The sequence below is a fragment of the Micromonospora echinofusca genome, from assembly GCF_900091445.1.
In the GTDB taxonomy this organism is placed as follows: Bacteria; Actinomycetota; Actinomycetes; order Mycobacteriales; family Micromonosporaceae; genus Micromonospora; species Micromonospora echinofusca.
The window spans coordinates 1,290,371-1,314,600 of the sequence record NZ_LT607733.1 but is presented as its reverse complement, the minus strand read 5'-3'; the positions used below and the strand labels follow the sequence as shown (position 1 = coordinate 1,314,600).

At 72.6% G+C, this 24,230-nt stretch carries 24 protein-coding genes and 1 pseudogene; 11 read left to right on the top strand and 14 right to left on the bottom strand.

The window, feature by feature from the left end; genetic code table 11:
- The first annotated feature begins 57 nt into the window (after window positions 1–57).
- Window positions 58–933 (top strand): S66 peptidase family protein, encoded by an 876-nt coding sequence (locus tag GA0070610_RS06090; RefSeq protein ID WP_089003305.1) that lies wholly within the window; start codon window positions 58–60, stop codon window positions 931–933.
- Window positions 934–951: 18 nt separating this feature from the next.
- Here the strand turns inward: GA0070610_RS06090 and GA0070610_RS06085 are convergent, their stop codons facing one another.
- The gene (locus GA0070610_RS06085) at window positions 952–1,836 is read right to left on the bottom strand and encodes a Vgb family protein (protein WP_089003304.1); all 885 of its coding nucleotides are present in this window, start codon (window positions 1,834–1,836) and stop codon (window positions 952–954) included.
- A 207-nt stretch (window positions 1,837–2,043) separates the two neighbouring features.
- Here GA0070610_RS06085 and GA0070610_RS06080 point away from each other — a divergent pair, with 207 nt between their 5' ends.
- Window positions 2,044–2,502 (top strand): hypothetical protein, encoded by a 459-nt coding sequence (locus GA0070610_RS06080; RefSeq protein ID WP_088999110.1) that lies wholly within the window; start codon window positions 2,044–2,046, stop codon window positions 2,500–2,502.
- Window positions 2,503–2,560: 58 nt separating this feature from the next.
- On the opposite strand, the gene GA0070610_RS06075 is transcribed toward GA0070610_RS06080, so the two are convergent.
- The 5 genes from GA0070610_RS06075 to glnA all read right to left on the bottom strand — a co-directional run bounded on the left by GA0070610_RS06075 (window position 2,561) and on the right by glnA (window position 9,045).
- Window positions 2,561–2,938, bottom strand: coding sequence for a VOC family protein (locus GA0070610_RS06075; protein WP_088999109.1), 378 nt, complete (start codon window positions 2,936–2,938; stop codon window positions 2,561–2,563).
- A gap of 106 nt (window positions 2,939–3,044) precedes the next feature.
- The gene (locus tag GA0070610_RS06070) at window positions 3,045–6,377 is read right to left on the bottom strand and encodes an NACHT domain-containing protein (protein ID WP_088999108.1); all 3,333 of its coding nucleotides are present in this window, start codon (window positions 6,375–6,377) and stop codon (window positions 3,045–3,047) included.
- A gap of 71 nt (window positions 6,378–6,448) precedes the next feature.
- On the bottom strand, window positions 6,449–7,144 hold the full coding sequence (locus tag GA0070610_RS06065; RefSeq protein ID WP_088999107.1) for a helix-turn-helix transcriptional regulator: 696 nt from the start codon (window positions 7,142–7,144) through the stop codon (window positions 6,449–6,451).
- Between the two features lie 36 nt (window positions 7,145–7,180).
- Window positions 7,181–7,606, bottom strand: a complete 426-nt coding sequence (locus GA0070610_RS06060; RefSeq protein WP_088999106.1) for a DUF350 domain-containing protein — start codon at window positions 7,604–7,606, stop codon at window positions 7,181–7,183.
- Window positions 7,607–7,695: 89 nt separating this feature from the next.
- A complete protein-coding gene (gene glnA, locus GA0070610_RS06055; protein ID WP_088999105.1) occupies window positions 7,696–9,045 on the bottom strand; it encodes a type I glutamate--ammonia ligase in 1,350 nt (449 codons plus the stop codon).
- 188 nt (window positions 9,046–9,233) lie between these two features.
- On the opposite strand from glnA, the gene GA0070610_RS06050 reads away from it, so the two are divergent.
- The 3 genes from GA0070610_RS06050 (at window position 9,234) to GA0070610_RS06040 (ending at window position 12,630) form a co-directional block, all read left to right on the top strand.
- Window positions 9,234–10,994: an NAD+ synthase gene (locus tag GA0070610_RS06050; RefSeq protein WP_088999104.1), complete on the top strand. Its 1,761-nt coding sequence runs from the start codon at window positions 9,234–9,236 to the stop codon at window positions 10,992–10,994.
- Between the two features lie 135 nt (window positions 10,995–11,129).
- On the top strand, window positions 11,130–11,975 hold the full coding sequence (gene panB / locus GA0070610_RS06045; RefSeq protein ID WP_088999103.1) for a 3-methyl-2-oxobutanoate hydroxymethyltransferase: 846 nt from the start codon (window positions 11,130–11,132) through the stop codon (window positions 11,973–11,975).
- 115 nt (window positions 11,976–12,090) lie between these two features.
- A complete protein-coding gene (locus GA0070610_RS06040; RefSeq protein ID WP_089003303.1) occupies window positions 12,091–12,630 on the top strand; it encodes a hypothetical protein in 540 nt (179 codons plus the stop codon).
- A 61-nt stretch (window positions 12,631–12,691) separates the two neighbouring features.
- On the opposite strand, the gene npdG is transcribed toward GA0070610_RS06040, so the two are convergent.
- On the bottom strand, window positions 12,692–13,390 hold the full coding sequence (gene npdG / locus GA0070610_RS06035) for an NADPH-dependent F420 reductase (protein ID WP_088999102.1): 699 nt from the start codon (window positions 13,388–13,390) through the stop codon (window positions 12,692–12,694).
- Window positions 13,391–13,573: 183 nt separating this feature from the next.
- Entirely contained in the window at window positions 13,574–15,007 is a 1,434-nt protein-coding gene (locus tag GA0070610_RS06030) for an RNB domain-containing ribonuclease (protein ID WP_088999101.1), read from the bottom strand.
- Between the two features lie 74 nt (window positions 15,008–15,081).
- On the opposite strand from GA0070610_RS06030, the gene GA0070610_RS30355 reads away from it, so the two are divergent.
- The 3 genes from GA0070610_RS30355 to GA0070610_RS06010 all read left to right on the top strand — a co-directional run bounded on the left by GA0070610_RS30355 (window position 15,082) and on the right by GA0070610_RS06010 (window position 17,865).
- On the top strand, window positions 15,082–16,155 hold the full coding sequence (locus tag GA0070610_RS30355) for a hypothetical protein (RefSeq protein ID WP_157747054.1): 1,074 nt from the start codon (window positions 15,082–15,084) through the stop codon (window positions 16,153–16,155).
- A 362-nt stretch (window positions 16,156–16,517) separates the two neighbouring features.
- Window positions 16,518–17,015 carry an NUDIX hydrolase gene (locus GA0070610_RS06015; RefSeq protein WP_088999099.1) on the top strand — a complete coding sequence of 166 codons (498 nt, stop codon included), beginning with the start codon at window positions 16,518–16,520 and terminating at the stop codon, window positions 17,013–17,015.
- Entirely contained in the window at window positions 17,008–17,865 is an 858-nt protein-coding gene (locus GA0070610_RS06010) for a nucleotidyltransferase (RefSeq protein WP_088999098.1), read from the top strand. Before GA0070610_RS06015 ends, GA0070610_RS06010 begins: the two co-directional genes overlap by 8 nt.
- Here GA0070610_RS06010 and GA0070610_RS06005 read toward each other — a convergent pair.
- From GA0070610_RS06005 to map, 3 genes are all read right to left on the bottom strand, one after another.
- The gene (locus tag GA0070610_RS06005) at window positions 17,855–18,721 is read right to left on the bottom strand and encodes an AraC family transcriptional regulator (protein ID WP_088999097.1); all 867 of its coding nucleotides are present in this window, start codon (window positions 18,719–18,721) and stop codon (window positions 17,855–17,857) included. The two genes, GA0070610_RS06010 and GA0070610_RS06005, sit on opposite strands and share 11 nt — an antisense overlap.
- A gap of 167 nt (window positions 18,722–18,888) precedes the next feature.
- Window positions 18,889–19,350, bottom strand: coding sequence for a hypothetical protein (locus tag GA0070610_RS06000; RefSeq protein WP_088999096.1), 462 nt, complete (start codon window positions 19,348–19,350; stop codon window positions 18,889–18,891).
- A gap of 134 nt (window positions 19,351–19,484) precedes the next feature.
- Window positions 19,485–20,303, bottom strand: a complete 819-nt coding sequence (gene map / locus GA0070610_RS05995; protein ID WP_088999095.1) for a type I methionyl aminopeptidase — start codon at window positions 20,301–20,303, stop codon at window positions 19,485–19,487.
- 89 nt (window positions 20,304–20,392) lie between these two features.
- Between map and GA0070610_RS05990 the strand changes: the two genes are divergently transcribed.
- Window positions 20,393–20,659: a helix-turn-helix domain-containing protein gene (locus GA0070610_RS05990; protein WP_088999094.1), complete on the top strand. Its 267-nt coding sequence runs from the start codon at window positions 20,393–20,395 to the stop codon at window positions 20,657–20,659.
- Between the two features lie 84 nt (window positions 20,660–20,743).
- On the opposite strand, the gene GA0070610_RS05985 is transcribed toward GA0070610_RS05990, so the two are convergent.
- Entirely contained in the window at window positions 20,744–21,352 is a 609-nt protein-coding gene (locus GA0070610_RS05985; RefSeq protein WP_088999093.1) for a class I SAM-dependent DNA methyltransferase, read from the bottom strand.
- A gap of 92 nt (window positions 21,353–21,444) precedes the next feature.
- On the opposite strand from GA0070610_RS05985, the gene GA0070610_RS05980 reads away from it, so the two are divergent.
- On the top strand, window positions 21,445–21,639 hold the full coding sequence (locus GA0070610_RS05980) for a hypothetical protein (RefSeq protein ID WP_089003301.1): 195 nt from the start codon (window positions 21,445–21,447) through the stop codon (window positions 21,637–21,639).
- 164 nt (window positions 21,640–21,803) lie between these two features.
- On the opposite strand, the pseudogene GA0070610_RS05975 reads toward GA0070610_RS05980, so the two are convergent.
- Window positions 21,804–22,136 (bottom strand): annotated as a pseudogene (locus tag GA0070610_RS05975) (NUDIX domain-containing protein); the annotation flags it as partial.
- A gap of 221 nt (window positions 22,137–22,357) precedes the next feature.
- Here GA0070610_RS05975 and GA0070610_RS05970 point away from each other — a divergent pair.
- Entirely contained in the window at window positions 22,358–22,831 is a 474-nt protein-coding gene (locus tag GA0070610_RS05970) for a hypothetical protein (RefSeq protein ID WP_088999092.1), read from the top strand.
- A 318-nt stretch (window positions 22,832–23,149) separates the two neighbouring features.
- Here GA0070610_RS05970 and GA0070610_RS30350 read toward each other — a convergent pair whose 3' ends face one another.
- Entirely contained in the window at window positions 23,150–24,181 is a 1,032-nt protein-coding gene (locus tag GA0070610_RS30350; RefSeq protein ID WP_157747053.1) for a hypothetical protein, read from the bottom strand.
- Window positions 24,182–24,230 lie beyond the last annotated feature (49 nt).

The following is a 24,230-nucleotide window of genomic DNA, read 5'->3' as shown; positions in this document are numbered from 1 at the left end:
CGCACGAGCCCCGCCACCGCCGTACGACCGCCGGTGCTGCGGCCCGGCGACACGGTGATGCTGGTGTCGCCGTCCGGGCCGACCCGGCCGGAACGGGTGGCCCGGGGCGTCGAGCTGCTCACCGGCTGGGGACTGCGGCCGGTGCTGGCGCCGAACGCGTACGCCCGGCAGGGCTACCTCGCGGGCGCCGACGAGCTGCGCGCCGCCGACCTGAACACCGCGTTCGCCGATCCCGAGGTGCGCGGGGTGATCTGCACCCGGGGCGGCTACGGCGCCCAGCGCGTCGTCGACGCGATCGACATGGCCGCCGTACGCCGCGACCCGAAGGTGGTCGCCGGCTTCTCCGACATCACCGCGTTGCAGTTCGCGCTCTGGCGGGGCGCCCGGCTGGCCGGCGTGCACGGCCCGGGGGCGGCCTGGTCGCCCGAGCGCACGCCGCTGCGTTCGGCCGAGTCGCTGCACGCCGCCCTGATGACCACCGAGCCGGTCACGGTCAGCGCCGTCGCCGAGGAGGAGACCTTCGCGGTACGCGTACCCGGCCGGGCCACCGGTCCGCTGCTGGGCGGCAACCTCTGCCTGGTCGTGGCGTCGCTGGGCACCCCGGACATGCCGGACCTGACCGGCGCGATCCTGCTCGTCGAGGACGTCCAGGAGCCGCCCTACAAGGTCGACCGGATGCTCACCCAGCTCCGCCGCGCCGGTGCCCTCGACGGGCTGGCCGGCGTGGCGGTGGGCCAGTTCACCGACTGCGCGGACGGCTGGTCGGTCGGCGTCGCCGACGTGCTCTCCGAGCGCCTCGGCGACCTCGGCGTCCCCGTCCTCGGCGGTCTCCCGATCGGTCACGGCCCAGGCCAGCTCAGCGTCCCGATCGGCACCGAGGCCACCCTCGACACCCGCACCGCCACCCTTGAGGTCTCCCCCGCCGTACGCTGACCGGCCCGCGCGGGACCGTCAGGGGATCAGGTGGGCCAGGGTGCCGGTCTCCAGGGCGACCCAGACCGTGGCGTCGAGGGCGACCGTGAGGCCGTGGGGCTCGGAGGCCGGGGTCGGCAGGTCGTGGGTGGTGATCGTGCCGTCCGGGGCGACGTGGCCGATGCGGTTGCCGCCCCACTCCGTGTACCAGCAGCCGCCGGCCGGGTCGGCGACGATCGCGTGCGGCCGGGCGGACCGGTCCGGCAGCGGGTACTCGGTGATCCGCCCGTCCGGGGTGATCCGGCCGAGCTGACCGGCGCCGATCTCGACGAACCACAGCGCCCCGTCGACGCCGGCGGTGATGCCGACCGGCGCGGCCCCCTCGGTCGGCAGCGCGTGCAGGGTCACCTCGCCGGCCATGTCGATCCGGCCCACCGCGTTCGCCTGGTTGAGCGTGAACCAGACGGCCTCGTCGGGCCCGGTGGCGACCATCGAGGCGAAGGCGCCGCTCACCGGCAGCGGGAACCGCGTCCGCTCCCCGTCGACGGTGACCCGACCGATCGCGTCGGCGTTCATCGCCGCGTACCAGAGGGCCCCGTCGGGCCCGGCGGCGATGCCGCAGGGGCCGGTTCCGGCCGGCAGCTCGACGGCGCTCAGCTCGCCGCCGGTGGTGATCCGGCCGATCCGGTCGTCGCCGGAGCGGGTGAACCAGAGGGCGCCGTCGGGGCCCGGCGTGATGATCAACGGTCGGCTGTCGGGCGCCACCGGCCAGGTGCGCAACTCGCCGTCCGCGCCCACCCGGGCGATCCCGCCCGCGTGGACCAGCGTCAGCCACAGCGCGCCGTCGGGGCCGACCGTGATGCCGTACGGGCCGGTGCCGGCCCCGGTCAGGGGGACTTCCCGGATCTTCGCGGACGTCGTCAAGAGGGTCACCTTCCGTCACCTGCTCCGCCCCGGCGGGGCCCTACCGACCGCACACCCTTGCCGCCCCCGCGCGCCGGTGCAACCCGTTTGTCCGGTCGCGCCGCCGGATTGCCAGCTCGCTGACAGGGTCGCCACGGCTCCCGCCCAGCCCGGCTGGTCACTGTCGGTGAGGTCATCGCACCACCCATCGACGAGCTGGAGGACGACATGTCCCGCACCATGAGGAAGAAGTACCTGCTGGCCGGGCTGGCCGCGGCGGGCGTACTCGGCGTGGGCCTCGCCGCCCCGACGGTCGCGTTCGCCGCCGACGGTGCCACCCCGACGCCGAGCGCCAGCACCGGCGCCACCGAGGGCGGCGACCGCGAGCGGCAGCGCACCGACCGGCAGGCCGAGTTCGCCGAGAAGCTGGCCGCGGAGCTGGGCGTCGACACCGACAAGGTGACGGCCGCGCTGGAGAAGCTGCGCGAGGAGCACAAGCCGGCCGACCGGCCCGGCAAGGGCGACTCCGCCGACCGGCAAGCCGCGATGAAGGAGCGCCTGGCGCAGGCCGTCGAGGACGGCAAGCTCACCCAGGAGCAGGCCGACGCCGTCACCGCCGCCGCCGAGGCGGGCGTCCTGCCCGGCCCGGGTGGCCGGGGCGGGCACGGCGGACCGGCCGGCAGGTGACGTACGCCGTCCGCCCCGGCGATCCGGCCGGGGCGGACGGCGATCCGGCCCGGTCTGCTCAGGCCTGCGGCGGCGGGGCGTAGACGCCGAAGTGGTTGCCGACCGGGTCGGCCAGGTGGGCGAAGGTGAGCCCGTTGTCGTTGGACCTCGGCGGCACCAGCACCTTGCCGCCCGCCGCCTCCGCCCGCCGGACGGCGTCGGCCACGTCGGCCACCTGCACGTAGAAGATGGCGTAGTTCGGGCTCGTCCCGCCGGTGTCCCGGACCGCGCCCTGGATGGACCCCGCCGGCCCCGGCTCCGTCACCCGGTACGACGCCTCCGGCGTCCCCTGCTCGCCGAACGCCCAACCGAACAGGTCGGTGTAGAAGCGCCCGGTCTCCTCCGGCCGGTCGGTGCCGACCTCGAACCAGTTGACCCCGCTGGTGATCGTGGACATGTGTCGCCTCCCGTTCGCGCGCCGGCCGCTCGGCCGACGCCGTCAGGAGTCAGCCTCCGCCCCGTCCGCGACACCGTCCTGTCGGTGTTTCCGACGAAACCGACCGTTACCCGGTCGGGTCGGTGAGCGGACGCAACCGGTCGACCAGGTCGGGGCGGCGGGAACCGTGCCGGGTGCGGAAGCTCTCCACCTCGGCCACCGATACGGGATACCGCCGCACGCCCGCCTCGTAGGTGCGGACCACCAGCTCTGCGGTGTCGATGCTCAGCCAGTCGAGCCGACGGCCACCGGCGGCGGCGAACCACTGCGCGCCGGCGATCAGGCCGTCGGCCTGCTCACCGAGCCCGAGATCGGTCTGCGGGCCGCGGCCGAGGAAGGCAAGGACGCAGCGGGCGGCCGACGCCAGCAGGGAGCCGACGAACGTCGCGTCCTGTTGGAGGCGACGCAGCACATCGACGACGAACTCGGCGGACAACTCGGGGTCGGTCGAGATCCGGTCCAGGACGAACCCCGCCAGCGGCAGTTGCGGTGTCTCGTCCGGCTCCTCCACGATGGCCGCCAGGCGTTGGTAGGCCCGCTCCCGCTCCCGAACCCCCGTGCCGAGGATCGGGAGGAGCGACACGTCGAGCAGGAGCCGGGCTTCCGACCGGTCGCCGTCCGTGTAGGTCCAGAAGCCGTCGAGCGCGTCGAGCGGGCGGGCCAGCGGGCCCAGCGCGTGCAGCGCCGTGTCGAGATTCGGGTCGCACTCGAAGTGCGCGGTCCGAGCGAGCAGGGCGGAATCCGTGTCGGTCGTCCGGTAGTAACCCGCCGCGTCCTCCTCCGAATGGCTGTCGTCCCTGGAGCCGGTGCCGAACCAGCGGGGTTCGCCCGCCGGCGGCAGCCACTCGTTGCGGCCCTCCCCGATGGAGAGGAGCAGATCCCGCCGCGTTCCCGTCCACGCCCGCTCGACCCGCACGACGCCCAACAGGCCTGCGTACTCGCTGTCGCTGAGCTGGGAACGCCAGAAGAGAGCCAACCGGTTCCACCCGGGCACCACGTCGCCGCTGTCCGGGTGCAGTTCGCTTCCCCGCAGTGGCCTGCGCGCGGCGAGCAGCAGCACGAGCAGGTTCACGCCGTACACCGCGTGGCGCGCCAGAACCGACAACTGCCGAGGCTCATACGACTCGAAGCGGCGAACCGGTCGCCGGCCGGTCGCCGCCCGGAACAGGCGCAGCAGCATGTCGACGACGGCGTCCCGCCGGCTTTCGCCCCACGACGTCAGGATCTCGGTGAGGAAGGTGACGATCGGGGTGCGTCCGGTCAGTGTCGCGAAGGACAGCAGGGCGTGGAGCGGATCGTCGTCCGTCGGCGTGGCACCCAGCAGGGCGCTCGCCTCCCGGGCCGCCAGGTCGTCCAGCACCAGCGCGGTCGTCCGGGCGATCAGGAACTCACCGAAGGTGGCGTGCAGGAACTCGTAGGTGCTGACCCGGGTCTCGTCCCGCATCGCCTGTGAGCGGTGCACGAAGAAGAAGCGGCCCAGGACGATCTCGGCAGGTCGCAGCGGGGTACGCAGGTGTCCGTCGGTCGCGACGGCCGCCGGACGGCTGCCCAGGAACGGCAGCGCGGCGAGATCCGACTCGAAGTCGTTCTCGGTGACCCACTGGACGCCCCGGTTGAACATGCCGAACGCCACGATCGACAACCTGCGCAGCTCGTCCTCCGTCGCCCGGTCCAGGTCCCGCTCGGACAGGCCCGGCCGGTGCTTCATGACCTCGCGGTGGGCGAAGCTGCGCAGCAGACGCTCGTAGAGCTCGCCGCGGCGCAGCTCGCCGGCCGATCGCAGGTCGTTGCCCTCGGCGTCGTAGAGCGCCAGCATCAGCAGCAACAGCGGCTGTTCGGCCAGCTCACGATGGGTCAGCACCGTCGCCGGCTCCAGCGGCTGCACGCCGAGCGCGCTGAACGCCCCGGCGTTGACCCGGTTCCAGGTGGCGGTCCAGGCCCGTACCCGCTCGCCGTCGAACGGCTCCAGTCGCACCGCCACCGTGCCGGGCGGCGGCTGCGCCCGGTCGGCGACGCTGGTACGGCTGGTCACCATCACCGCCACCGGCCGCCCCTGATCGGCCTCGCGCCGTTGGAAGGCCGCCACCCGGCGCAGGTAGTCGCTCTGGCTGACCCCGGTGGCCTGGAGCAACTCGTCGAAGCCGTCGAGCAGCACGACCGGCAGGGCGTCACCGGCCGACCTGGACAGGCCGGGCCAGTCCACCCGCTCTCCGGTGTCGTTACGGACCGCCTGCTCGATCTGGTCCTGGAGCTCCCCGGCGGCGTGGACGTCCCGCAGCACCACCCGCACCACCATGAAGTCGGCGGCCGGCAGCTGCGCGGCGAGGACCCGGGTCAGCACCGACTTGCCGGAGCCCGGCTGGCCGAGCACCAGCAGCGGGGCGCGGGTGGCGTTCGGCGAGGTGAGGTGCACGACCAGGGACTGCCACAGGTCGTCACGCAGCCTCCGCCCGTCCCACCACGCCTCGTCGCTCGGTCGCGCGTGGGCGGGCAACTCCTCGATCCGGCACAGCGGCGGCACGTACGCCTGCCCGAGCGTCGGCACCGTCAGCCCGGTCGGCACGTCCCCGGACGAGATGATGGGCCGTCCCAGCTCCGCGGTGTACGCCGCGGCGAGCGCCGCCCGGCGGTCGTCGGGCGGGCGTCCCGTGGAGACGGCGAGAAGGGTCCGCCGCATCTCGTCCAGCCCCGCCGAGAGGGCGCGGACCTGCGTCCGGGTCGCCTCGTGCTCGTGCAGGCCGACCCAGAACGACACCTCGACGAAGTCCACCGCGAGCTGGGTCAGCAGATCGCGGTGCCGGTCGACGGCGGCGCGGGGCAGCCCGAGCAGCCCCTCCTCCGTCGCCTGGCGCCGCCATTCCTCGGCGGCCTCCCACACGGCCAGGCCGCGCAGGAGGTGCAGCAGCCGGCCGACGAGCCCGTCGTAGTAGGCGACCAGGGCATGGCGGAACGCGGGATAGGGCAGTTGCGGACCGGGCAGCGGCGCAGCGGTGCCGAAGAACGCGTCGGTGAGGGCCGCCTCGTGCACCGCTCCTGAGCCGGCCAACGACAACTGCTCGGCCTTGCTGATCCGGGCGCTCGCCACGTCGAAGGGCAGGTCGATCTCGTTCAGGACCTCGAAGAGGGCGGTGACCGCGAGCACCGCGTGCGCCGCCTCCAGGCGCTGCGTGCGGCCGTACCGGGACAGCCCGGAGCGCTTCTCGGACACGCCGCGCACCAGTTCGTGGCCGAGCCGGACGAACTCCGCCTTCGCGTCGAAGATGCCCAACGCGTCCGGCGCGCCGGCTGCGGAGGCGCCGAGCAGCGACCAGCCGGTCAGCTTGTCGAACCAGTCGACGACCCGGCTCTTCTCCCCGCCGAGCAGGCGAACGGCGTCGGCGTAGCTGAGCGCGTCGGGCACGTGGCGACCTCCTGCGGGAACATGCGGAAGGGACAGCATGCCCTGCACGGGAGGGCCGCGCTGTCCCATGGTCAGACCAGGCTGAGCCGGCGGACCCGCTCCGTGGGGATGTCGAGGTCGTCGGCGGCCAGCTCGCGTTCCGGCACCCGCTCCGCCAGGGTCGTCACCGAGGTGATCCGGTCGGTGCGGAAGGCGCGGATGCCGCCGCGCAGCCGGCACCAGCCCAGCAGATACCAGTGCCGAGGGTTGCCGAGGTAGCCCAGCGGCTCCACGTCGCGCAGCGAGCCGGCGCCCGCGCGGTCGGCGTAGCGGATGCGCAGCACGCGGCGCGCGCGCACCGCGTCGGCGACGGCGGCCGGGACGGGCGCCACCGGCCCGTCGCCGATCAGGTGCACCCGGGCGGCGAGCCGGTGCGCCTCGTCGGCGTCGGCGGCGGGCATCACGGAGATCAGCTTGCGCAGGGCGGTGCCGGCTGCGGCGGCGAACGGCGTGCCGCGCATCCGGTGCAACGCCACCGCCATGGCGACCGCCTCGACGGGGGTGAGGTTGACCGGTGGCAGGGTGCGGGCCCGGTCGAGCGCGTAGCCGCCGGTGCGGCCCGGCTCGGCCCAGATCGGCACGCCCGATTCCTGGAGGGCGCCGATGTCACGCTCGATCGTGCGGGTGCTCACCTCGAAGCGGTCGGCGAGCCAGCGGGCGCTGCGCGGCCGTGGCGACACGGCGCGCAGCTCCTCGACCAGGGCGTAGAGACGGTCCGTCCGGTTCACCCCCGCAACCTACGACCGGGGTGTGACGGGAGCGGCTCAGGCGATGCAGGCGCAGACGATCAGCGCGGCGCCGAAGTGCGTGGCGGCGCTGACCCGGGCCGCCGGGTGCGGCTCGTCCGAGCAGATGATCTCGCCGAGCCTGCCCGGGGTGAGCAGGTCCAGCACGAAGAACGCCAGCGCCATGATGGCCAGGCCGACCAGGCCGAAGACCACCGTCGAGGCGAGGCCCTTGGCGAAGTCGCTGTAGCTGGTCAGGATCGCGGTGAACACGATGCCGGCGATGCCGAGCTGGTTGGCGGCGAGCAGCAGCGCGGCGTTGCCGTTGCGGCGTACCCAGATCAGCTCCCGCAGCCTGCCCGGAGTGAGCATGTCGACCAGCCCGAACCCGGCCGCCATCAGGGCCACCCCGACGACCCCGAACACCACGCTCTGCCATGCTCCGCTGAGCAGGTCTTCCAGCACCGACTGCCTCCCGAACTCTGCGCCCGGCGGGGATGCCGGCGCGGTGACCGAGACGATAGCGGCACCGCGCCAGCACGGCAGCCCTCGCCCTACAGCGACAGGTAGCGCTGCCGCTCGTAGGGGGTGACCTCGCGGCGGTACTGCTCCCACTCGGCCCGCTTGTTGCGCAGGAAGAAGTCGAAGACGTGCTCGCCGAGCACCTCGGCGACCAGCTCGGAGCCGGCCATCACGTCGATCGCCTCGGCGAGGTTCTCCGGCAGCGGTTCGTAGCCCATCGCCCGACGCTCGGCGCTGGTCAGCGACCACACGTCGTCCTCCGCGCCCGGCGGCAGCTCGTAGCCCTCCTCGATGCCCTTCATCCCGGCGCCGAGCAGCACCGCGAAGGCCAGGTAGGGGTTCGCCGCCGAGTCCGGCGAGCGGACCTCCACCCGGGCCGAGTTCGGCTTGCCGTAGGCGGGGACCCGGACCAGCGCGGACCGGTTCAGGTGACCCCAGCAGACGTACGCAGGGCTCTCGGTCACCCGGTCCGGCAGCGCCTGCGGGAACAGCCGCTTGTAGGAGTTGACCCACTGGTTGGTGACGGCCGTGTACTCCCGGGCGTGCACCAGCAGCCCGGCGATGAACGCCCGGGCCACCTTGGACAGCTTCATCGGGTCGCCGGCGTCGTGGAACGCGTTGCGCTCCCCCTCGAACAGCGACAGGTGGGTGTGCATGCCGCTGCCCGGCTGGTCGGTGAACGGCTTCGGCATGAAGGTGGCCTGCACGCCGGTGGAGAGCGCCACCTCCTTGACCACGTGCCGGAAGGTCATGATGTTGTCGGCCGTGGTGAGCGCGTCGGCGTAGCGCAGGTCGATCTCCTGCTGGCCGGGGGCCACCTCGTGGTGGCTGAACTCCACCGAGATGCCGATGCGCTCCAGCGCCAGCACGGCCTGGCGGCGGAAGTCGCGCGCCACGGCGTGGGTGGTGTGCTCGAAGTAGCCGCCGGTGTCGACCGGGATCGGCACCGAGCCGTCCAGCGGACCGTTCTCGAGCAGGAAGAACTCGATCTCGGGGTGGGTGTAGAAGGTGAAGCCCTTCTCGGCGGCCTTCGACAGCGCCCGGCGCAGCACGTGGCGCGGGTCGGCCCAGGACGGGCCCCCGTCGGGCAGCAGGATGTCGCAGAACATCCGGGCGCTCTCGCCGCTGGCCCCGCCCTCGAAGGGGAAGACCTGGAAGGTGGTCGGGTCGGGCATGGCCACCATGTCGGACTCGAAGACCCGGGCGAAGCCCTCGATCGCCGAGCCGTCGAACCCGATGCCCTCCTCGAAGGCCGCCTCCAGCTCGGCGGGGGCCACCGACACGCTCTTGAGCGTGCCCAGCACGTCGGTGAACCACAGCCGGACGAACCGGATGTCCCGCTCTTCCAGCGTACGGAGGACGAACTCCTGCTGACGGTCCACTTCCACCCCTCGCGACACCGTTGCGCACCTGCGGCCGGGGCTGACCCGGCCTGACCGACCAGTGTCCACCCGCCTCGTTACGCCGACGTTACGCGACCGGCCGGCTGGCGTCCCGCCCTGTCCCGTGGCTCGCGCCGTGGCTCGCCGCCCGCCGTGTCGGGTCCGGCCGGCTGGGGCAAGATGAGGACATGCCCACCCTGCGTCTCGCCCTGTGCCAGGTCAACCCGACCGTCGGCGACCTCGCCGGCAACTCCGGCCTGGTCCGTGACTGGACCCGCCGGGCCGCCGACGCCGGCGCCCAGATCGTCGCGTTCCCGGAGATGATGCTGACCGGCTATCCGGTCGAGGACCTGGTCTTCCGCCGGTCCTTCGTCGCCGCGTCGAAGGCCGCGCTGCAACGCCTCGCCGCCGATCTCGACGCCGACGGGCTGGGCGCGCTGCCGGTGCTGGTCGGTTACCTGGACGCCGACGGCCCGCCGCAGGTCAGCGGCGACGCCGAGCCCGGACGCGGGGCCCGCAACGCGGCTGCCCTGCTGCACCACGGCCGGATCGTCGCCACCTACTTCAAGCACCACCTGCCCAACTACGGCGTCTTCGACGAGGACCGCTACTTCCTGCCCGGCGACGCCCTGAGCGTCGTGCGCGTGGGCGGGGTGGACGTGGCGCTGACCATCTGCGAGGACCTGTGGCAGGCCGGCGGTCCGTTCGCCGCCGCCCGCCAGGCCGGCGTCGGCCTGGTCCTGTGCGTCAACGGCTCGCCGTACGAGCTGAACAAGGACGACGTCCGGCTGCCGCTGGTCCAGCGCCGGGCCGCCGAGGCCGGGGCGATGATCGCGTACGTCAACATGGTCGGCGGCCAGGACGAGCTGGTCTTCGAGGGCGACTCGATGATCGTGGCCCCCGACGGCGAACTGCTGGCGCGGGCCCCGCAGTTCGTCGAGCACCTGCTGGTGCACGACGTGGAGCTGCCCCCGGCCGGGGAGCCGGGCGCCCCGGAGCAGGTGCTGGCGGACGGGATGCGGGTGGTCCGCGCCGAGGCCGGCGACATCCCGCCCGCGCCCACCGGGCCCGCCGTCACCGGCGGGACGATCGCCCCGGTCGCCGACGAGGCCGAGGTGTGGCAGGCGCTCGTGCTGGGCCTGCGCGACTACGTGAACAAGAACCGGTTCCCCTCGGTGGTGCTGGGCCTCTCCGGCGGCATCGACTCGGCGGTGGTGGCCGCGCTGGCCGTCGACGCGCTCGGGCCCGACCGGGTGGTCGGCGTGTCGCTGCCCAGCCAGCACTCCTCCGAGCACAGCCGCGAGGACGCGGCCGACCTGGCGAAGCGGACCGGGCTGGACTACCGGGTCGAGCCGATCCAGCCGATGGTGGACACCTTCCTGGCGAACATGTCGCTCTCCGGGGTCTCCGTGGAGAACCTCCAGGCGCGGGTACGCGGGGTGATCCTGATGGCGCTGTCGAACCAGGAGGGACACCTGGTGCTGACCACCGGCAACAAGAGCGAGCTGGCGGTCGGCTACTCCACCCTCTACGGCGACTCCGTCGGCGGCTTCAACCCGGTCAAGGACGTCTGGAAGACGCTGGTGTGGCGGCTGGCGAAGTGGCGCAACGCGGACGCCGCCCGCCGGGGCGAGACCCCGCCGATCCCGGAGAACTCCATCGGCAAACCGCCGAGCGCCGAGCTGAGCCCGGGCCAGCTCGACAGCGACACGCTGCCCGACTACGACGTGCTGGACCCGATCCTGATCGGCTACGTCGACGGCGACCTGGGCCGCGACGGGCTGGTCGCGTCCGGCCACGACCCGGCCGTCGTCGACCGGGTGCTGCGGATGGTGGATACCGCCGAGTACAAGCGCCGCCAGTCCGCGCCGGGCGCGAAGATCTCGATGAAGGCCTTCGGGCGGGACCGGCGGCTGCCGATCACGAACCGGTGGCGCGAGGACGGCTGATCCGGTTCACTCCCGGGCCGGCGGCGGCCCGGGAGTGACATCCTCCACTGCGCTCTGCCGCCGGCCGGTCGTCGGGTGCGACGATCGCGGCGGAACCCGGGGACCGCGTACGCGGCCTCGAGGAAGGAGAGAGTCATGGTGGAGTCCACCCCGTCCGAGGTGACCGCCCTCTACGGCGGCCCGGCCACCCGGCGGGTACGCACCCGCGACCTGATCGCCGCCAAGGAGCGCGGCGAGCGGTGGCCGATGCTCACCTCGTACGACCAGTACACCGCGTCGATCTTCGACCAGGCCGGCATCCCGGTGCTGCTGGTCGGCGACTCGGCGGCGAACAACGTCTTCGGCTACGAGACGACGGTGCCGGTGACCCCGGAGGAGCTGCTCCCGCTGGTGCGCGCGGTGGTCCGGGCGACCCGGCACGCGCTGGTCGTCGGCGACCTGCCGTTCGGCTCGTACGAGGAGGGCCCGACGCAGGCGCTGCGTACCGCCGTGCGGTTCATGAAGGAGGGCGGCTGCCAGGCGGTGAAGCTGGAGGGCGGCCGGCGCTGCGCGGCGCAGATCGCCGCCATCACCGGCGCCGGCATCCCGGTCATGGCGCACGTCGGCTTCACCCCGCAGAGCGAGCACGCGATCGGCGGCTACCGGGTGCAGGGGCGCGGCGACACGGCCGACGACGTGATCGCCGACGCCCGCGCGGTCGCCGAGGCGGGCGCGTTCGCCGTGGTGCTGGAGATGGTGCCGGGGCAGGTGGCCAAGCGGATCACGGCGGAGCTGCCGATCCCGACCGTGGGCATCGGCGCCGGCGCCGACACCGACGCGCAGGTGCTGGTCTGGCAGGACATGGCCGGCCTGCGTACCGGTAGGGCACCGCGCTTCGTGAAGCGCTACGCCGACCTGGCGGGTGCCCTGACCGACGCGACCCGGCGCTTCGCCGACGAGGTCCGCGGCGGCGACTTCCCCGCCGCCGAGCACACCTTCTGACGCCGGTCGGCCGCCTCCCGCCAGACGCCGCAGGACGGGCGTCGGCGGGAGGCGGCGGGCGGCACCGGGGCTCAGGGCCCTCGCGCCCGCCGACGTCGTGGCCGACAATCGTCCGGTGTTCGACTTCGGCGTCCCCGGCTACCAGCCGACCTGGCTGCACGCGCGGCGCGACGTCGAGGCGGCGCACGGTGCCCGGCTCGCCGCACTGGCCGGCCGTACGCTCACCCACGTCTGGCTGGTCTGGGACCTGGACGAGGACGAGTGGTTCGCGGACTGTCCGGTGCTGCTGGACTTCGCCGGTGAGCAGGTCGAGGTCAACCACCAGAAGTTCGACGACCTCTCGATCACCTGGAACTCGGTCTCCCCGGCCCGCCCGGTCACCTGGCCCACCTCCGACGACTTCCGGCTGGCCTGGCGTGCCGAGCCGCTGCCCGGGTTGGCCGCCCTGCCCGGCCACCGGTTACGCGAGGTCGCGCTGTTGGAGTGGTGGGACGAGAAGGGCGACCTGGCCAACGGCAGCCTCGCCCTCGGCTTCGCGTTCGCCGACACCGATCTGGTCGTCCACAACGGCCTCGACGAGAACGCCCTCACCGTCGGTTCCCTGGACCCGCACTACCGCCGCCACCCGCTCGGGCCCGCGAACAGATCCCGCTAGGAAGCGGCCCCTCCACGGCCCGTCCCCACCAGGATCCGGAGCGACCGGACGCGAACCGCCGTCAGAGGTCGGTGACGCGGATGCCCGCGTGCGCCTTGTAGCGCTTGTTGATGGCGATCAGGTTGGCGGTGAACGCCTCGATCTGGTGGGCGTTGCGCAGCCGGCCGGCGTAGATGCCGCGCATGCCGGGGATCCGGGCGGCCAGCGCGGCGACCACGCCGACCAGCTCGCGGTCCTCGGTGCAGATCAGCACGTCGAGGTCGATCCGGTCGATCTCCGGGTCGGCCAGCAGCGGGGCGCTGACGTGGTTGAACGCGGCGCAGACCCGCGAGTCGGGCAGCAGCCCGGCGGCCTGCTGCACGGCGCTGCCCTCCGGCACGGCGAGGGCGTACGGGCCCTGCTTGTCGAAGCCGAGCGGGTTGACGCAGTCGACGACGATCTTGCCGGCGAGCGGCTCGGCGAGGGCGGCGACGGTGGCGGCGTGCCCGTCCCACGGCACCGCGATGACGACCACGTCGCTGCGCCGGGCCACCTCCTCGTTGCCAGCGCCGGTCACCCGGGCTTCGGCCGGCACGCCGGGCAGGGCCGCGATCTCCTGGGCGGACTGGACGGCCCGATCGGCGGTACGGGACCCGATCAGCACGGACTGGCCGGCCCGGGCGAACCGGTAGGCGAGGCCCCTCCCCTGGTCGCCGGTGCCGCCGATGATGCCGACGGTCAGCCCGGACACGTCGGGCAGTGTGCTCGCGTCGTAAGCCATGCCGCCATCCTCGCAAACCCGCAGGCCGGCGGCAGCGGCGGGCGCTGTGACAATCCCCGCTGCCGCAGCGGTGCCGGGGCAGTCGCCATCGGCGAAGATCGGAGCAGCCCGGCGGCCACCACGCGCCCGGGCGCAGCAGCCGCAGCGCGGCGCCGACGCCAGGGGGCGAGCGGGCCGGCGGGATCAGGCCAGTTCGAAGGCCACCGCGCGGGTGGCGGGGTCGGCGGTGACCAGACGGACCCGGACCCGCTCACCGAGCGGCAGGTCGCCGAGGCAGCGGGCGCGCACCGGTGGGTCGTCCAGCGCCACGGTGCCGCCGGGCCGGCGGCCCGGGCGGGCCTTGCCGTCCGGGGGCGCGTCGACGTCCAGCACCGCCGCGTCGAAGGTCTCCCCCACCCGGTGCTCCAGCAGCACCGCCTCGGCCAGCTCGATCGCGCCCCGGGTGGCCGCCGACGCCACCCGGTCGGTCGTGGCCATCACCTCCGGCAGTCGGGGCAGCGCCGCGCGGGCCCAGTCGGGCACCGCCCGGCCCTCGTGCAGGGCCAGGCAGACCTCCGTGGCGTACCGGTCGGCCAGTCGCCGCAGGGGCGCCGTGACGTGGGCGTACGCGGCCGCGACCCCGCCGTGCTCCCGCTGCTCGGGCGGCGCGCCGTCGAAGGCCGTGTACGCGGCGCCCCGCATCAGCTCGGCGGCCTGGTCGACGAAGGCGGCGGCCCGGGGCTGCGACGGGTCCAGTCCGGCGATGACCTCGCCGGGGCCGGCGCCGTCCGGCCAGTGCACGCCCAGCGGGGCGGCGGCGGCCCGCAGCCGCGCCACCGCCTCGGGCTTCGGCGCCGGCATCGTACGCAGCAGACCGATCCCCCCGGCCAGCATGATGTCGGCGGCGGCCATCCCGGTCAGCAGCGAGATCTGGGCGTTGTGCTCCTCCATCGGCACCGGCCCGCGCAGCACCAGTCGCCAGCCGTCGCCGTCGGCCTCCACGTCCTGCTCGGGCAGCGGCAGGTTGATCGCGCCCCGGCGCAGGGCACGGGCGGCGAGCAGGGCCCCGATCTCGGGCAACAGTGCGATCGGGTCGGGTAGCCGGCCGGCGTCGGCGGCCGCCTGCACGCCGACGTAGTCCAGCTTGGCCCGGCTGCGGACCAGCGCGCGTTCCAGCGTGACCCCGACGGTGGCACCGTCGCCGTCGAGGTCGATGGTCCACACCACGGCGGCGCGGTCGACGTCCGGCAGGAGGCTCGCCGCGCCCTCGCTGAGGGTCTCGGGGTGCAACGGCACGGTGCCGTCGGGCAGGTAGACGGTCTGCCCGCGCCGCCAGGTCTCCTCCTCCAGCGTCCCGCCGGGGCGCACGTGCGCGGCGACGTCGGCGATGGCGTACGTCACCCGGAAGCCGCCACCGGGGCGGCGGGCGAGGTGCATCGCCTGGTCGAGGTCGCGGGAGCTTTCGGGGTCGACGGTGACGAACGGGACCTCGGTGCGGTCGGCGGCGGGCCGGGGCGGCGTGGCCGCCGCGGCGTCGGCCTCGCGCTGCGCCGCGGCCGGGAACCCCTCGGGCAGACCCAGTTCGCGGCGCAGCGCGCCGAAGTCGATGCGGGGTGCGAGTACGCGTCGGATCACCACGGGGTCAATCCTGACAGTCTGGCGGATGATCCGCTTCCCGGCGAGCGCCGCCCGTGCCGCGTCGCGGTCAGCCGGTGGCCCTACGTGCGCCCGCCCGTACGCCCCGGGTGGCGGTGGCCCGCGCCGGGGCCGCCGGGGTGGGTGCCTTGCGGGCGGTGACCTTCTTGGCCGGCGCCTTGGCGACGGTCGTCTGCTTCGCCGGGGCCTTCTTCGCCGCCGCCTTGCGGGTGGTCGCCGAGGAGGTCGCCGTGGCCTTCCTGGCGGGGGCCTTCGTCGCGGCGGCCTTGCGGGCACCGCCGGTGGGCCGGGTGGTGGCCGTCTTCCTGGCCGGCGTCGTCTTCTTGGCGGTGGCCTTCCTCGCCGGGGCCTTCGCCGCGGTCGTGGCCTTCTTCGCCGGGGCCTTCGCGGCGGTCGTGGCCTTCTTCACGGGGGCCTTCGCCGCCGTGGTGGCCTTCTTCGTCGCCGAGGCGACCTTGCTGGTGGTCCTGGCGGGGGCCTTCTTCGCCGGCGCGGTGGTCTTCCTCGCCGTGGTCGCGGCCTTCGTCGCCGCCTGCCGGGCGGGCGTCTTCGCCGACGTCGTCTTCTTCGCTGCAGTGCTCTTGGCCGCCGCCGTCGTCCGCTTCGCTGCGGCGGGGGCCTTCTTCGCGGCGTTGGTGGTCGCCTTCTTCGCCGCGGCCGTCGTCTTCTTCGCCGCCGTGGCGGTCCTGCTCGCCGCCTTCTTCGCGGGCGTCTTCCTAGCGGGCGTCTTCGCGGCGGTGGTCTTCGCGGCGGTGGTCTTCGCGGCGGTGGTCTTCTTCGCCGGGGCCCGCCCCGCACCGCCCGCCGCTTTCGTCGCGGGCGCCTTCTTCGCCGCCGTGGACGTGGCGGCCGGGCGCGCGGTCCGCGTCGTACCCGCGGTCCGCTCCGCCGCGGCGGTCTTCCTGGCGGTCGTGCGTCTGGCGGCCGGGCGGGTGGTGGCCTGCTGTGCTTCGGCCATCTCGGTTCCCTTCCTGGGGACGTGCTCTCGCGCTCGCGGAGCACCGCGTACCTCGGCGCGGGCCGTCCCGCGCCGCCTATCTGTCCTCCCCGGCCCAGCGGGCGTCCTCGGCCTCCCACGCTTCGTTGCGCTCCCGCACCGTCTGCAGGGCGTTCTCCGCGTCGGCGGCTGAGGCGTACGGCCCGAGAACGTGCCTGGCGGGGCACACGTCGGCATCGGTCTCGACCCGGTGGTGACGGGTGCACCAGTAGAAGTGCCCACCGTTTCCGCTGTCGCTCATGGGATCACTGTGCACCGCGAACCACCCGGCCGCCACCGGAACACCACAAGTCGCCGATGTTCTCCACAGTAGACGTGCTCCCGTCGGCAGGGGCTGGAACTGCGAAAACAGGGTTGCCCGGTGAGTGCTGGGCGCCGGGGGGGGCCCGCCTCGACGCCGAACCGACGAAGGAGTACGCGCGGGTGGCCCGGGAGATCAGCCTGTCGGGGTGACGCGGCCCGCTCCGCCGTCCCGGGGCCGGTTAGGGTCGCCGGATGGGCGTTCCGGACCACATCCTGCGGCTGCGCGAACGCGTCGGCCACGACCTGCTGCTGTTGCCGAGCGTGAGCGCGGTGGTGCGCAACGACGCCGGCGAACTGCTGCTCGGCAGGCGCGCCGACGACGGGCGCTGGTCGGTGGTCAGCGGCATCGTCGAGCCGGGCGAGCAGCCGGCCACGGCGGTGGTGCGCGAGGTGCGGGAGGAGACGGGCCTGGAGGTCGAGCCGGTCCGGCTGAGCAGCGTCGTGTCGCACCCGCACACCTATCCCAACGGCGACCGCTGCGAGTTCTTCAACCTCGGCTTCCACTGCCGGCTGGTCGCCGGCACCGCCCGGGTCAACGACGACGAGTCGGTGGCCGTGGAGTGGTTCCACCCGGACCGGCTGCCCCCGCTGGACCGGCACGCCCGGCTGACCGTCGCGCACGCCCTCGGCGCGGAGCCGACCGCCTGGTTCCTGCCCGCCGGAACGGCCTGGTCCGAATCCGATGACTGACCTCGACCCGCCCCTGCGCCGCTACCTCGCCGACCTGGTCGCCGCCGCCCGCGACGTCCTGGGCGACGACCTCGTCGGGGCGTACGCGGCCGGCTCCGTCGGGCTGGGCGCGTACCAGCCGGGGCGCAGCGACGTCGACGTCGCGTTGGTCTGCGCCGACGCCCTCGACGCCGGGCGCAGGCGGGAGCTGGTGGCGCGGCTGCGGCACGAGGCGCTGCCCTGCCCCGCGCGCGGGCTGGAGCTGGTCGTCTACCGGTGGGAGGTCGCCCGCTCCGGCACGCCGGAGCCCGGGTTCGAGGTCGAGCTGAACACCGGCGCGCGGATGCCGTTCCGGGCGACGTGGGCCGCCGCCGACCGGCCCGTCGAGGACGGCCTGTTCTGGTACGGCCTGGACCGCAGCATCCTGCACCAGAGCGGGCTCGCCCTGCTCGGGCCACCCGCGGCCGAGGCCTTCGCCGACCTCTCCCCCGCCGACCTGCGTCGCCTGCTGGCCGACGCGCTGCGCTGGTGGCTGGCGCTGCCGACCCCGCCCGGCGACGGTCCCGCCCCGGGGGCCGAGGACGCGGTGCTCGGCGCCTGCCGCTCCCTGGTCAGGGTCCGCCACGGCGTCTGGCTGTCGAAGGTCGACGCCGGCCGCCGGCTGGTCGCCGACGGCCGGCCGGCCGCCCCGACCGCCGCCGGGCAACCCGCCGACGCGACCGGTGACGACGGGGCCGTCGGCGCGACCGGTGACGGCGGGGCCGTGGACGTGATCGGACGGTCGATCGCGGCGCGGGCCGGCGGGCCCCCGCCGAGCGGGCCCGAGGCCCGCGCCTTCCAACGCCGGGTGCTGGACGAGATCAGCCGGTGACGGGCTCCACCGGGATCCAGAGTTCCGCGTCGGCCTCCGTGCCGTCCGCCGACAGGCGGGTGCGGGAGATCTCCGGCCCCGGCCGGCTGCGGTACGGGTTGGAGGGGAACCACTGGGTGAACACGTCGCGCCACAGGTACTGCACCGCCTGCGGGAACGCTCCGGAGGTCTCGAAGACCGCCCAGGCTCCCGCCGGCACGGCCAGCGCGTCCAGGTCCTCCGGCGCGTCCGCGCCCGTCACCACGCCGTACCAGTAGTCCAGCTCGGTGCCCTCCGCCCGACCGTCGGCCACGTTGGCGCTGACGTTGACGATGCCCTGCGGCTCCTGGTCGGACAGGGCCTCGATCCGGCGTACGGTCTCCGGCGGGATGCCCTTGACGAAGGCGACGATCGCCGGGTTCATCCCCTCGTGCACCAGCGGCACCCGGGCCTTGCGACCCACCAGCTGGAACCCGTCCTTCTGCACGATCCGGTATCGCATGCTGCTGCTCCCTTCGACGACGAGTCGGAAGGACATCCGGGGCTGGGAGCGCAGCGCCGCCCCCGTACGCCTGGCCTCGCCGGGGCCCACGCCGTGCACGGCGTGGAACGCCCGGGCGAACGCCTCGGTGGAGCCGTAGCCGTAGCGGACGGCGATGTCGAGCAGCGTCCGTCTGCCCGCGAGCACCTCCCCGCCGGCGACGGTCAGCCGCCGACGCCGGACGTACTCGGACAGGCCCACGCCCGCCAGCGCGGAGAAGAGCCGGCGGAAGTGGTACTCCGACGTCACCGCGATCCGCGCCAGCTCGGCCACCTCGATCTGCTGGTCGAGGTGCCGCTCGATGTGCTCCATGGCCTGGTTGAGCCGCTCCAGCACCCGGTTCTCCTTCCCTTTCCGATCAGCAACGCTAGGCGCGCGGGAGGGTGCCCGACCCGACATGCTGTGCCCGGATCGGTCGGTCCCGCCGGCCGTCCGTACGGACCCTGCCGGGACTGATCGTGCCGGTGCGCCTGAGGGGCGACGTCGCTACGCGGCTCGGGGCCTCAGCGGCGGCCGCACCAGGCACGGGCCGGCCTGGTGCGGACCAGGAGCCCGCTCGCCGCCAGCGCCAGTACCGCCAACAGCCCGCCCACCAGCGCCGCGATGAGGACCGGATCGACCGGGGCCGTGATCAGCGACCCGAGGCGCGGTCCGAAGAGCAGCATGATCCCGGCCCCGGTCAGGAACGCGAGGGCGACCGGCGCGGCGAACCTGTGCACCACCCGCCACGCCGTCGGGCCGCCGCGCCAGAGCCCACGGAGCACGACTGCGACCGCACCGGTGCAACAGAGCAGGGCGACCCAGTTCCCGACGCCACCGACCTCGCCGAGCAGCGCGACGTCCACGGCGAGCGTGTACGCCCACCAGAACGCCAGCAGCAGCGTGCTCACGGCGATCGCGGGCGGCCGTCGCAGCGGCTCCCGCCCGTCCAGCGGCACGCCGGGATCCAACGGCTCGTCGATCATCGCCGGATCCTATGCTCCGACCGGCCGGTGAAGGCCGGCGCGGCACGGAGCCCAAGTGGCTGGCCGTCGCCCTGGCCCGAGACACGCCTACCGGGGGGAACGGTCCCTGAGAAACGCCCTGGGTCAGCGACGGATCAGGAGGCTGCGGCGGGCTTCCTGGTGGGGTCTGCCGGGGTGGCGCCGCCAGCGGGGCGGCGGGTCAGGACCTGCGGGCCGGAGGCGGTGACGGCGACCGTGTGTTCGGAGTGAGCGGTGCGGGAGCCGTCGGCGGAGCGGATCGTCCAGCCGTCCCCGTCGAACTTGATCTTGTTGGTGGAGCGGCAGAACCAGGGCTCGATGGCGACGGTGAGGCCGGGTTGCAGTTTCATGCCACGGCCGGCGCGGCCGCTGTTGGCGACGTGCGGGGCCTCGTGCATGGTGCGCCCGATGCCGTGGCCGCCGAACTCGCCGTTGACGCTGTAGCCGTAGGAGTGGGCGACCGCGCCGATCGCGGCGGAGATGTCGCCGAGACGGCCGCCGGGCTGAGCGGCGGCGATGCCGGCCTCCAGGGCGACCTCGGTGGCCTCGATCAGCTTCAGGTCGGCCGGGTCGGGGGTGCCGACGACGACGGAGAGCGCCGAGTCGGCGTTCCAGCCGTCGATGCCGACCGCCATGTCGATGCTGAGCAGGTCGCCGTCGCGCAGCACGTAGTCGTGCGGCAGGCCGTGCAGCACCGCGTCGTTGACCGACAGGCACAGCACGTTGCGGAACGGGCCCCGGCCGAACGACGGCGCGTAGTCCCAGTAGCAGGATTCGGCACCGCGTTCGGCGATCCGGCGACGGGCGTGGTGTTCGAGGTCCATCAGGTTGACGCCAACCGCGGCGACATCACCCAGCTCGGCGAGCAACTCGCCGACGAACTGGCCGGCCACCGCCATCCGGCCGATCTCCTCGGCGGACTTGAGCTCGATCACGACAGCCTCCCCCTCCACGTACGGTATTTCTATACCGGTATTTTTATACCACGCCTGGTCGGGGCGCTCCGGGGGGATATCCTGCTGGCATGGTTCGCCAACCACTCACCGCCGAACAGATCGCCGCGGGCCAGCGCCTCGGAGGCGCCCTACGGGCCGCGCGGGCCGGCCGCAGCCTCGTCGAGGTGGCCCTGGCAGCCGGCATCTCCCCCGAGACCCTGCGCAAGATCGAGGCGGGGCGCCTCCCCGCACCGGCGTTCGGCACCGTGGTGGGCCTCAGCCAGGCCCTCGGCATTCCCCTCAGCGACCTGGCCGACGTCTGGCTGGCCGACACGCCCGTCCGGCAGGCGTCCTAGAGACCAGCCTTCCCCAGGGCCAGGCGCTTCGGTACGCGCCTCTCAGCCGACGGGCACCGGTCACGCCGGCGAGCACGGGTGCGCTCACCCTTCGGTGGCGGTTGCCGCGATGGCGGCGTGCGGCCGATGAGTGCCATCGTTGGGCCGCCGTACGCGCTCGACCTCCGTGAAGCCGGCTCGCGCCAGTCGCTCGGCGACCTCGTCGACGGGCCACCGGTAGGCGGTCACGACCTTGTGGTCGAACGCGGCCACCTCGTCGCCGTCGAAGAAGCCGAGCACCAACGTCCCGGCCGGGGACATCGCCCGCCGGAAGTCGGCGAGCACGCCGTCGAGATCCTGCGGCGGTACGTGGATCACCGAGTACCAGGCCAGGATGCCGGCGACCGAGTGGTCGACGACGTCGAGGTCGCGCATCGACCCGAGCTGGTACCGACCGTCCGGGTGGGCCGCCCGCGCGTGGGCGATGAACTCGGGGACGATGTCGATGCCCGTCGCGTCGACGCCCAGCGAACGCAGGTAGCCGGTGATGTGGCCGGGCCCGCAGCCCAGATCGAGCACCGGGCCGGACCGGCCGGCCAGATGCCGGCCGATGAAGGCGAGGTCGTCGGGGTCCACCTGCTGGCTCGTGCCGAACAGCTCGATGTAGAGCTCCGCGACCGAGCCGTACGCCTGACGAACCTGCTCGACGTTCACCGCACGACTATATGAGCTCTCGGGTGTGGGAAGCAGACTCGGGACCGGCGCCCGGGCCGCGCGTGGCCGTCAGCGGCACTACCGTCACGACCATGACCGATCCGATCGAGCTGCGGCTCGACCGCTCGACCGCCCAGGACCTTCGAAACGCCCTCTACGACCTGGGCGAGCACCAGGCCGCAGGCAGAGCCATCCCACACATGGACACGGACATGTCCAACCGGCTCGGCGCACTCCTCCAGGAACTCGACATCCGGCTTGGCGGCTCCGGGCGGTTCGTCGCGTAGCCGCACGACACCGGCGCGGTCCCGGGGTCGGCGTGCCTGATGCTTGACGAATCCGTCCCAGTACATGCACGACAGCCAGCCTTGACTCCTCGGTGCTCAAACTCAGGCAGAGAACGGACCATTGCCGCCAAGACGCCATGCACGAGGGGAAGGCCGCCCAACTCGCTGATCCCGACCCATGCGATGTCGTCATGCTCGTCAGGTGCACGGTTGGTCGGAGAGCCAACCCAGTCTCCGATGTGCCAGACGCCCACGTGAACGGCGTCCTCACCACTGCCGGTATGCAAGACGCCCAACCGTGAAGCGGACTCCGCCGCGATGTGAACACCGAGCTCCTCGTGCATCTCACGCGCGAGGGCTTGTAGTTCCGACTCACCCGCTTCGACCAGCCCCCCGGGCAGATCCCAGACATCTGGGTATACCCGTTTGGTCGGCCTGCGGTGCACCAGCAGGACCGCGCCGTTCTCAACGAGTGCGCCCGTGACGACAACCTGCATGACGGGAGTAGAGCACAGGGATAGGACAAGCTCGGCAAGCCGAAGGGGACGCGCAGACGTCCGGATCTAGCCGCGATCCAACCGCTACGCGGCGTGGCAGCCCATCGCCGGCGGCTCGGCCAGGCCGCGCTACGCGCCCGTGTCGCCGACCGTGAGGGCTGGTTCCCTGAGGAAGCGGTATCGGATTGCCAGGCGATCAGGCGGCCTGAAGCATCCACCGGGTGGACATCGTCGCTCAGTGGGTCCGCGTCTCCTGGACCAAGCAGTCACGCGGAAGCCCCCACGCCGCCCGCCGCAACGCCCTGCCTATGGCGTTCGCGCTGCCAGAGAACCGCGTACCCCTCACCCACGAAGTCACGATGCACGAGCGCGACGAGTTCCAACCACGCGCCTCCCTGCGCGTCGGTGCACCTTCCTGTGATGCCGTCCAGCTCCGTTACGCCGAAGAGCGGGTCCGCGTCGAGCTGATCCCGACGGCTCGGGGCATGCCCCGCCGACACCGCCGCCCTCCAGCCGTACGCCTCGCCCGAGGCCAGTGGGTGCGCTGGCAGATCAACTACCGCTTCACCGGTCACTGCACCGGAGACTGGCTCTACCGCCTGGACACGCTGAACATCGCCCATGGTCCCGTGCCTGTCGAGATCTTTCTGACCGAACCACCCCAGACCATCGATGAACTGGCCTACCTGCGGTGAAGGCAGTCGATGGCACGGCGGCACGGAAGCCGACGGGTCGCAACGGCCGACGGCACCGCGCAGAAGCCCGCGAATCCGCCGTCCAGGCCCTCAGTGCGAGTCAGCACGCCGGCCACATTGATTTATGACGACCATCGACAGCCGGACGTAGAACCAGCTCAGAGCCTGATCGTGGCTCTGAGCTGGTGAGCGACGGACGAGTCGACCTGTAAGCCGGATTATGAGCACGAAGTGCATACTGACCTGGGGAAGTACTGGACGATGAGCTCCACAGGCCGCCGTCAGGCCGTCCGGGCGCAATACCCCGGCTGCAGGCACCTAGCCTGGGAGCGCAGACATTACCTCGGCGGCGACTCTCAGAAGTGGAACCCCAATATCGCCCAACGTGGCCGCGATCTGCACAAGCCGCTGAGCCCCGCTCCTTAACCGCTCTGGATTGTCGCCAGCCCCTCGTAGATCGACCACGGCCGCATCGATACGTCGAGCTTGAGGCTCTGTCGCCTCGACACGCACCTGAGCAGCCGTCGAGATGAGCCGATCGAGTAAGCCATCCGGAAGAACGCCAGATGTGAATTTATTGCCATAGACGTCGTTGCCGGACCCGAAGACACCAGAGGCGCTTCCATGAAAATTGAAGATGTTACTCACCGTCGACCTCCGCTTGCCGTTGGCGTGTTGGCGCTCATACGCCTCAACACCCTTTCGCTTCAGAGCGTAACCGTACTCGTTCTCTTCAATCTTCTCACTGCCAATAAGGCGATGAACAGCCACCTCCGCCTCATGGCCAGACAACTGCAGGAAGGGGGCAATATCTCGTGCGGCAACGAACCTTCCGGCGCAGCCGTGTGCAACCTTGTATATTGCCTGCAGGAGAGCTTCGTCGCGCTTCATCAAAGCCTCAGGCGTAACTTCAGCCGCAGCCTCATAATGGAAGTCAGCTTCAACGTCATTCAATGAGCTACCAACGTTTGCAGCAATACGCCAAAGAATTACAACTACGACCGACGCCGCTGCCACCCATAGCTTGAACGGAGCACCACGTTGGATCCAGATCCATAACGCCGAAAGTATCGAAATTCCGAGAATGGCCCTGAAAACGCCGGAGGTGACATAGCCCGTCAACCGGATCTTCATGCCTCGACCGAAGAGGAAGAGGATCACGGCAATCTGTTCCGCCATGATGTGAGTCACATAATCGCCGCCACTTGTGAAAGGAACTGCTACGTACGCTGTTGCTATCAACAGTAGGACTCCCCCTAGCCAATCATAGCCAGGAAGAAACCAAACTAGGAATAGAACCAGCGCCAACCCTATCGCGGCAGACAGAGGCTGACTGGCGAGCAAACCCATGGATCGAGGGTAGTGGCAGCAAGGTTGTCAGAACACCTCCAAGCCCTTC

Excerpts from the sequence above, each read along its gene's own strand:
- GA0070610_RS06090 (WP_089003305.1), top strand. The coding sequence starts at position 58 with ATGCTGGTGTCGCCGTCCGGGCCGACCCGGCCGGAACGGGTGGCCCGG.
- GA0070610_RS06080 (WP_088999110.1), top strand. The coding sequence starts at position 2,044 with ATGTCCCGCACCATGAGGAAGAAGTACCTGCTGGCCGGGCTGGCCGCG.
- GA0070610_RS06075 (WP_088999109.1), bottom strand. The coding sequence starts at position 2,938 with ATGTCCACGATCACCAGCGGGGTCAACTGGTTCGAGGTCGGCACCGAC.
- GA0070610_RS06050 (WP_088999104.1), top strand. The coding sequence starts at position 9,234 with ATGCCCACCCTGCGTCTCGCCCTGTGCCAGGTCAACCCGACCGTCGGC.
- panB (WP_088999103.1), top strand. The coding sequence starts at position 11,130 with ATGGTGGAGTCCACCCCGTCCGAGGTGACCGCCCTCTACGGCGGCCCG.
- npdG (WP_088999102.1), bottom strand. The coding sequence starts at position 13,390 with ATGGCTTACGACGCGAGCACACTGCCCGACGTGTCCGGGCTGACCGTC.
- GA0070610_RS06015 (WP_088999099.1), top strand. The coding sequence starts at position 16,518 with ATGGGCGTTCCGGACCACATCCTGCGGCTGCGCGAACGCGTCGGCCAC.
- GA0070610_RS06010 (WP_088999098.1), top strand. The coding sequence starts at position 17,008 with ATGACTGACCTCGACCCGCCCCTGCGCCGCTACCTCGCCGACCTGGTC.
- GA0070610_RS06000 (WP_088999096.1), bottom strand. The coding sequence starts at position 19,350 with ATGATCGACGAGCCGTTGGATCCCGGCGTGCCGCTGGACGGGCGGGAG.
- GA0070610_RS05990 (WP_088999094.1), top strand. The coding sequence starts at position 20,393 with ATGGTTCGCCAACCACTCACCGCCGAACAGATCGCCGCGGGCCAGCGC.
- GA0070610_RS05980 (WP_089003301.1), top strand. The coding sequence starts at position 21,445 with ATGACCGATCCGATCGAGCTGCGGCTCGACCGCTCGACCGCCCAGGAC.
- GA0070610_RS30350 (WP_157747053.1), bottom strand. The coding sequence starts at position 24,181 with ATGGGTTTGCTCGCCAGTCAGCCTCTGTCTGCCGCGATAGGGTTGGCG.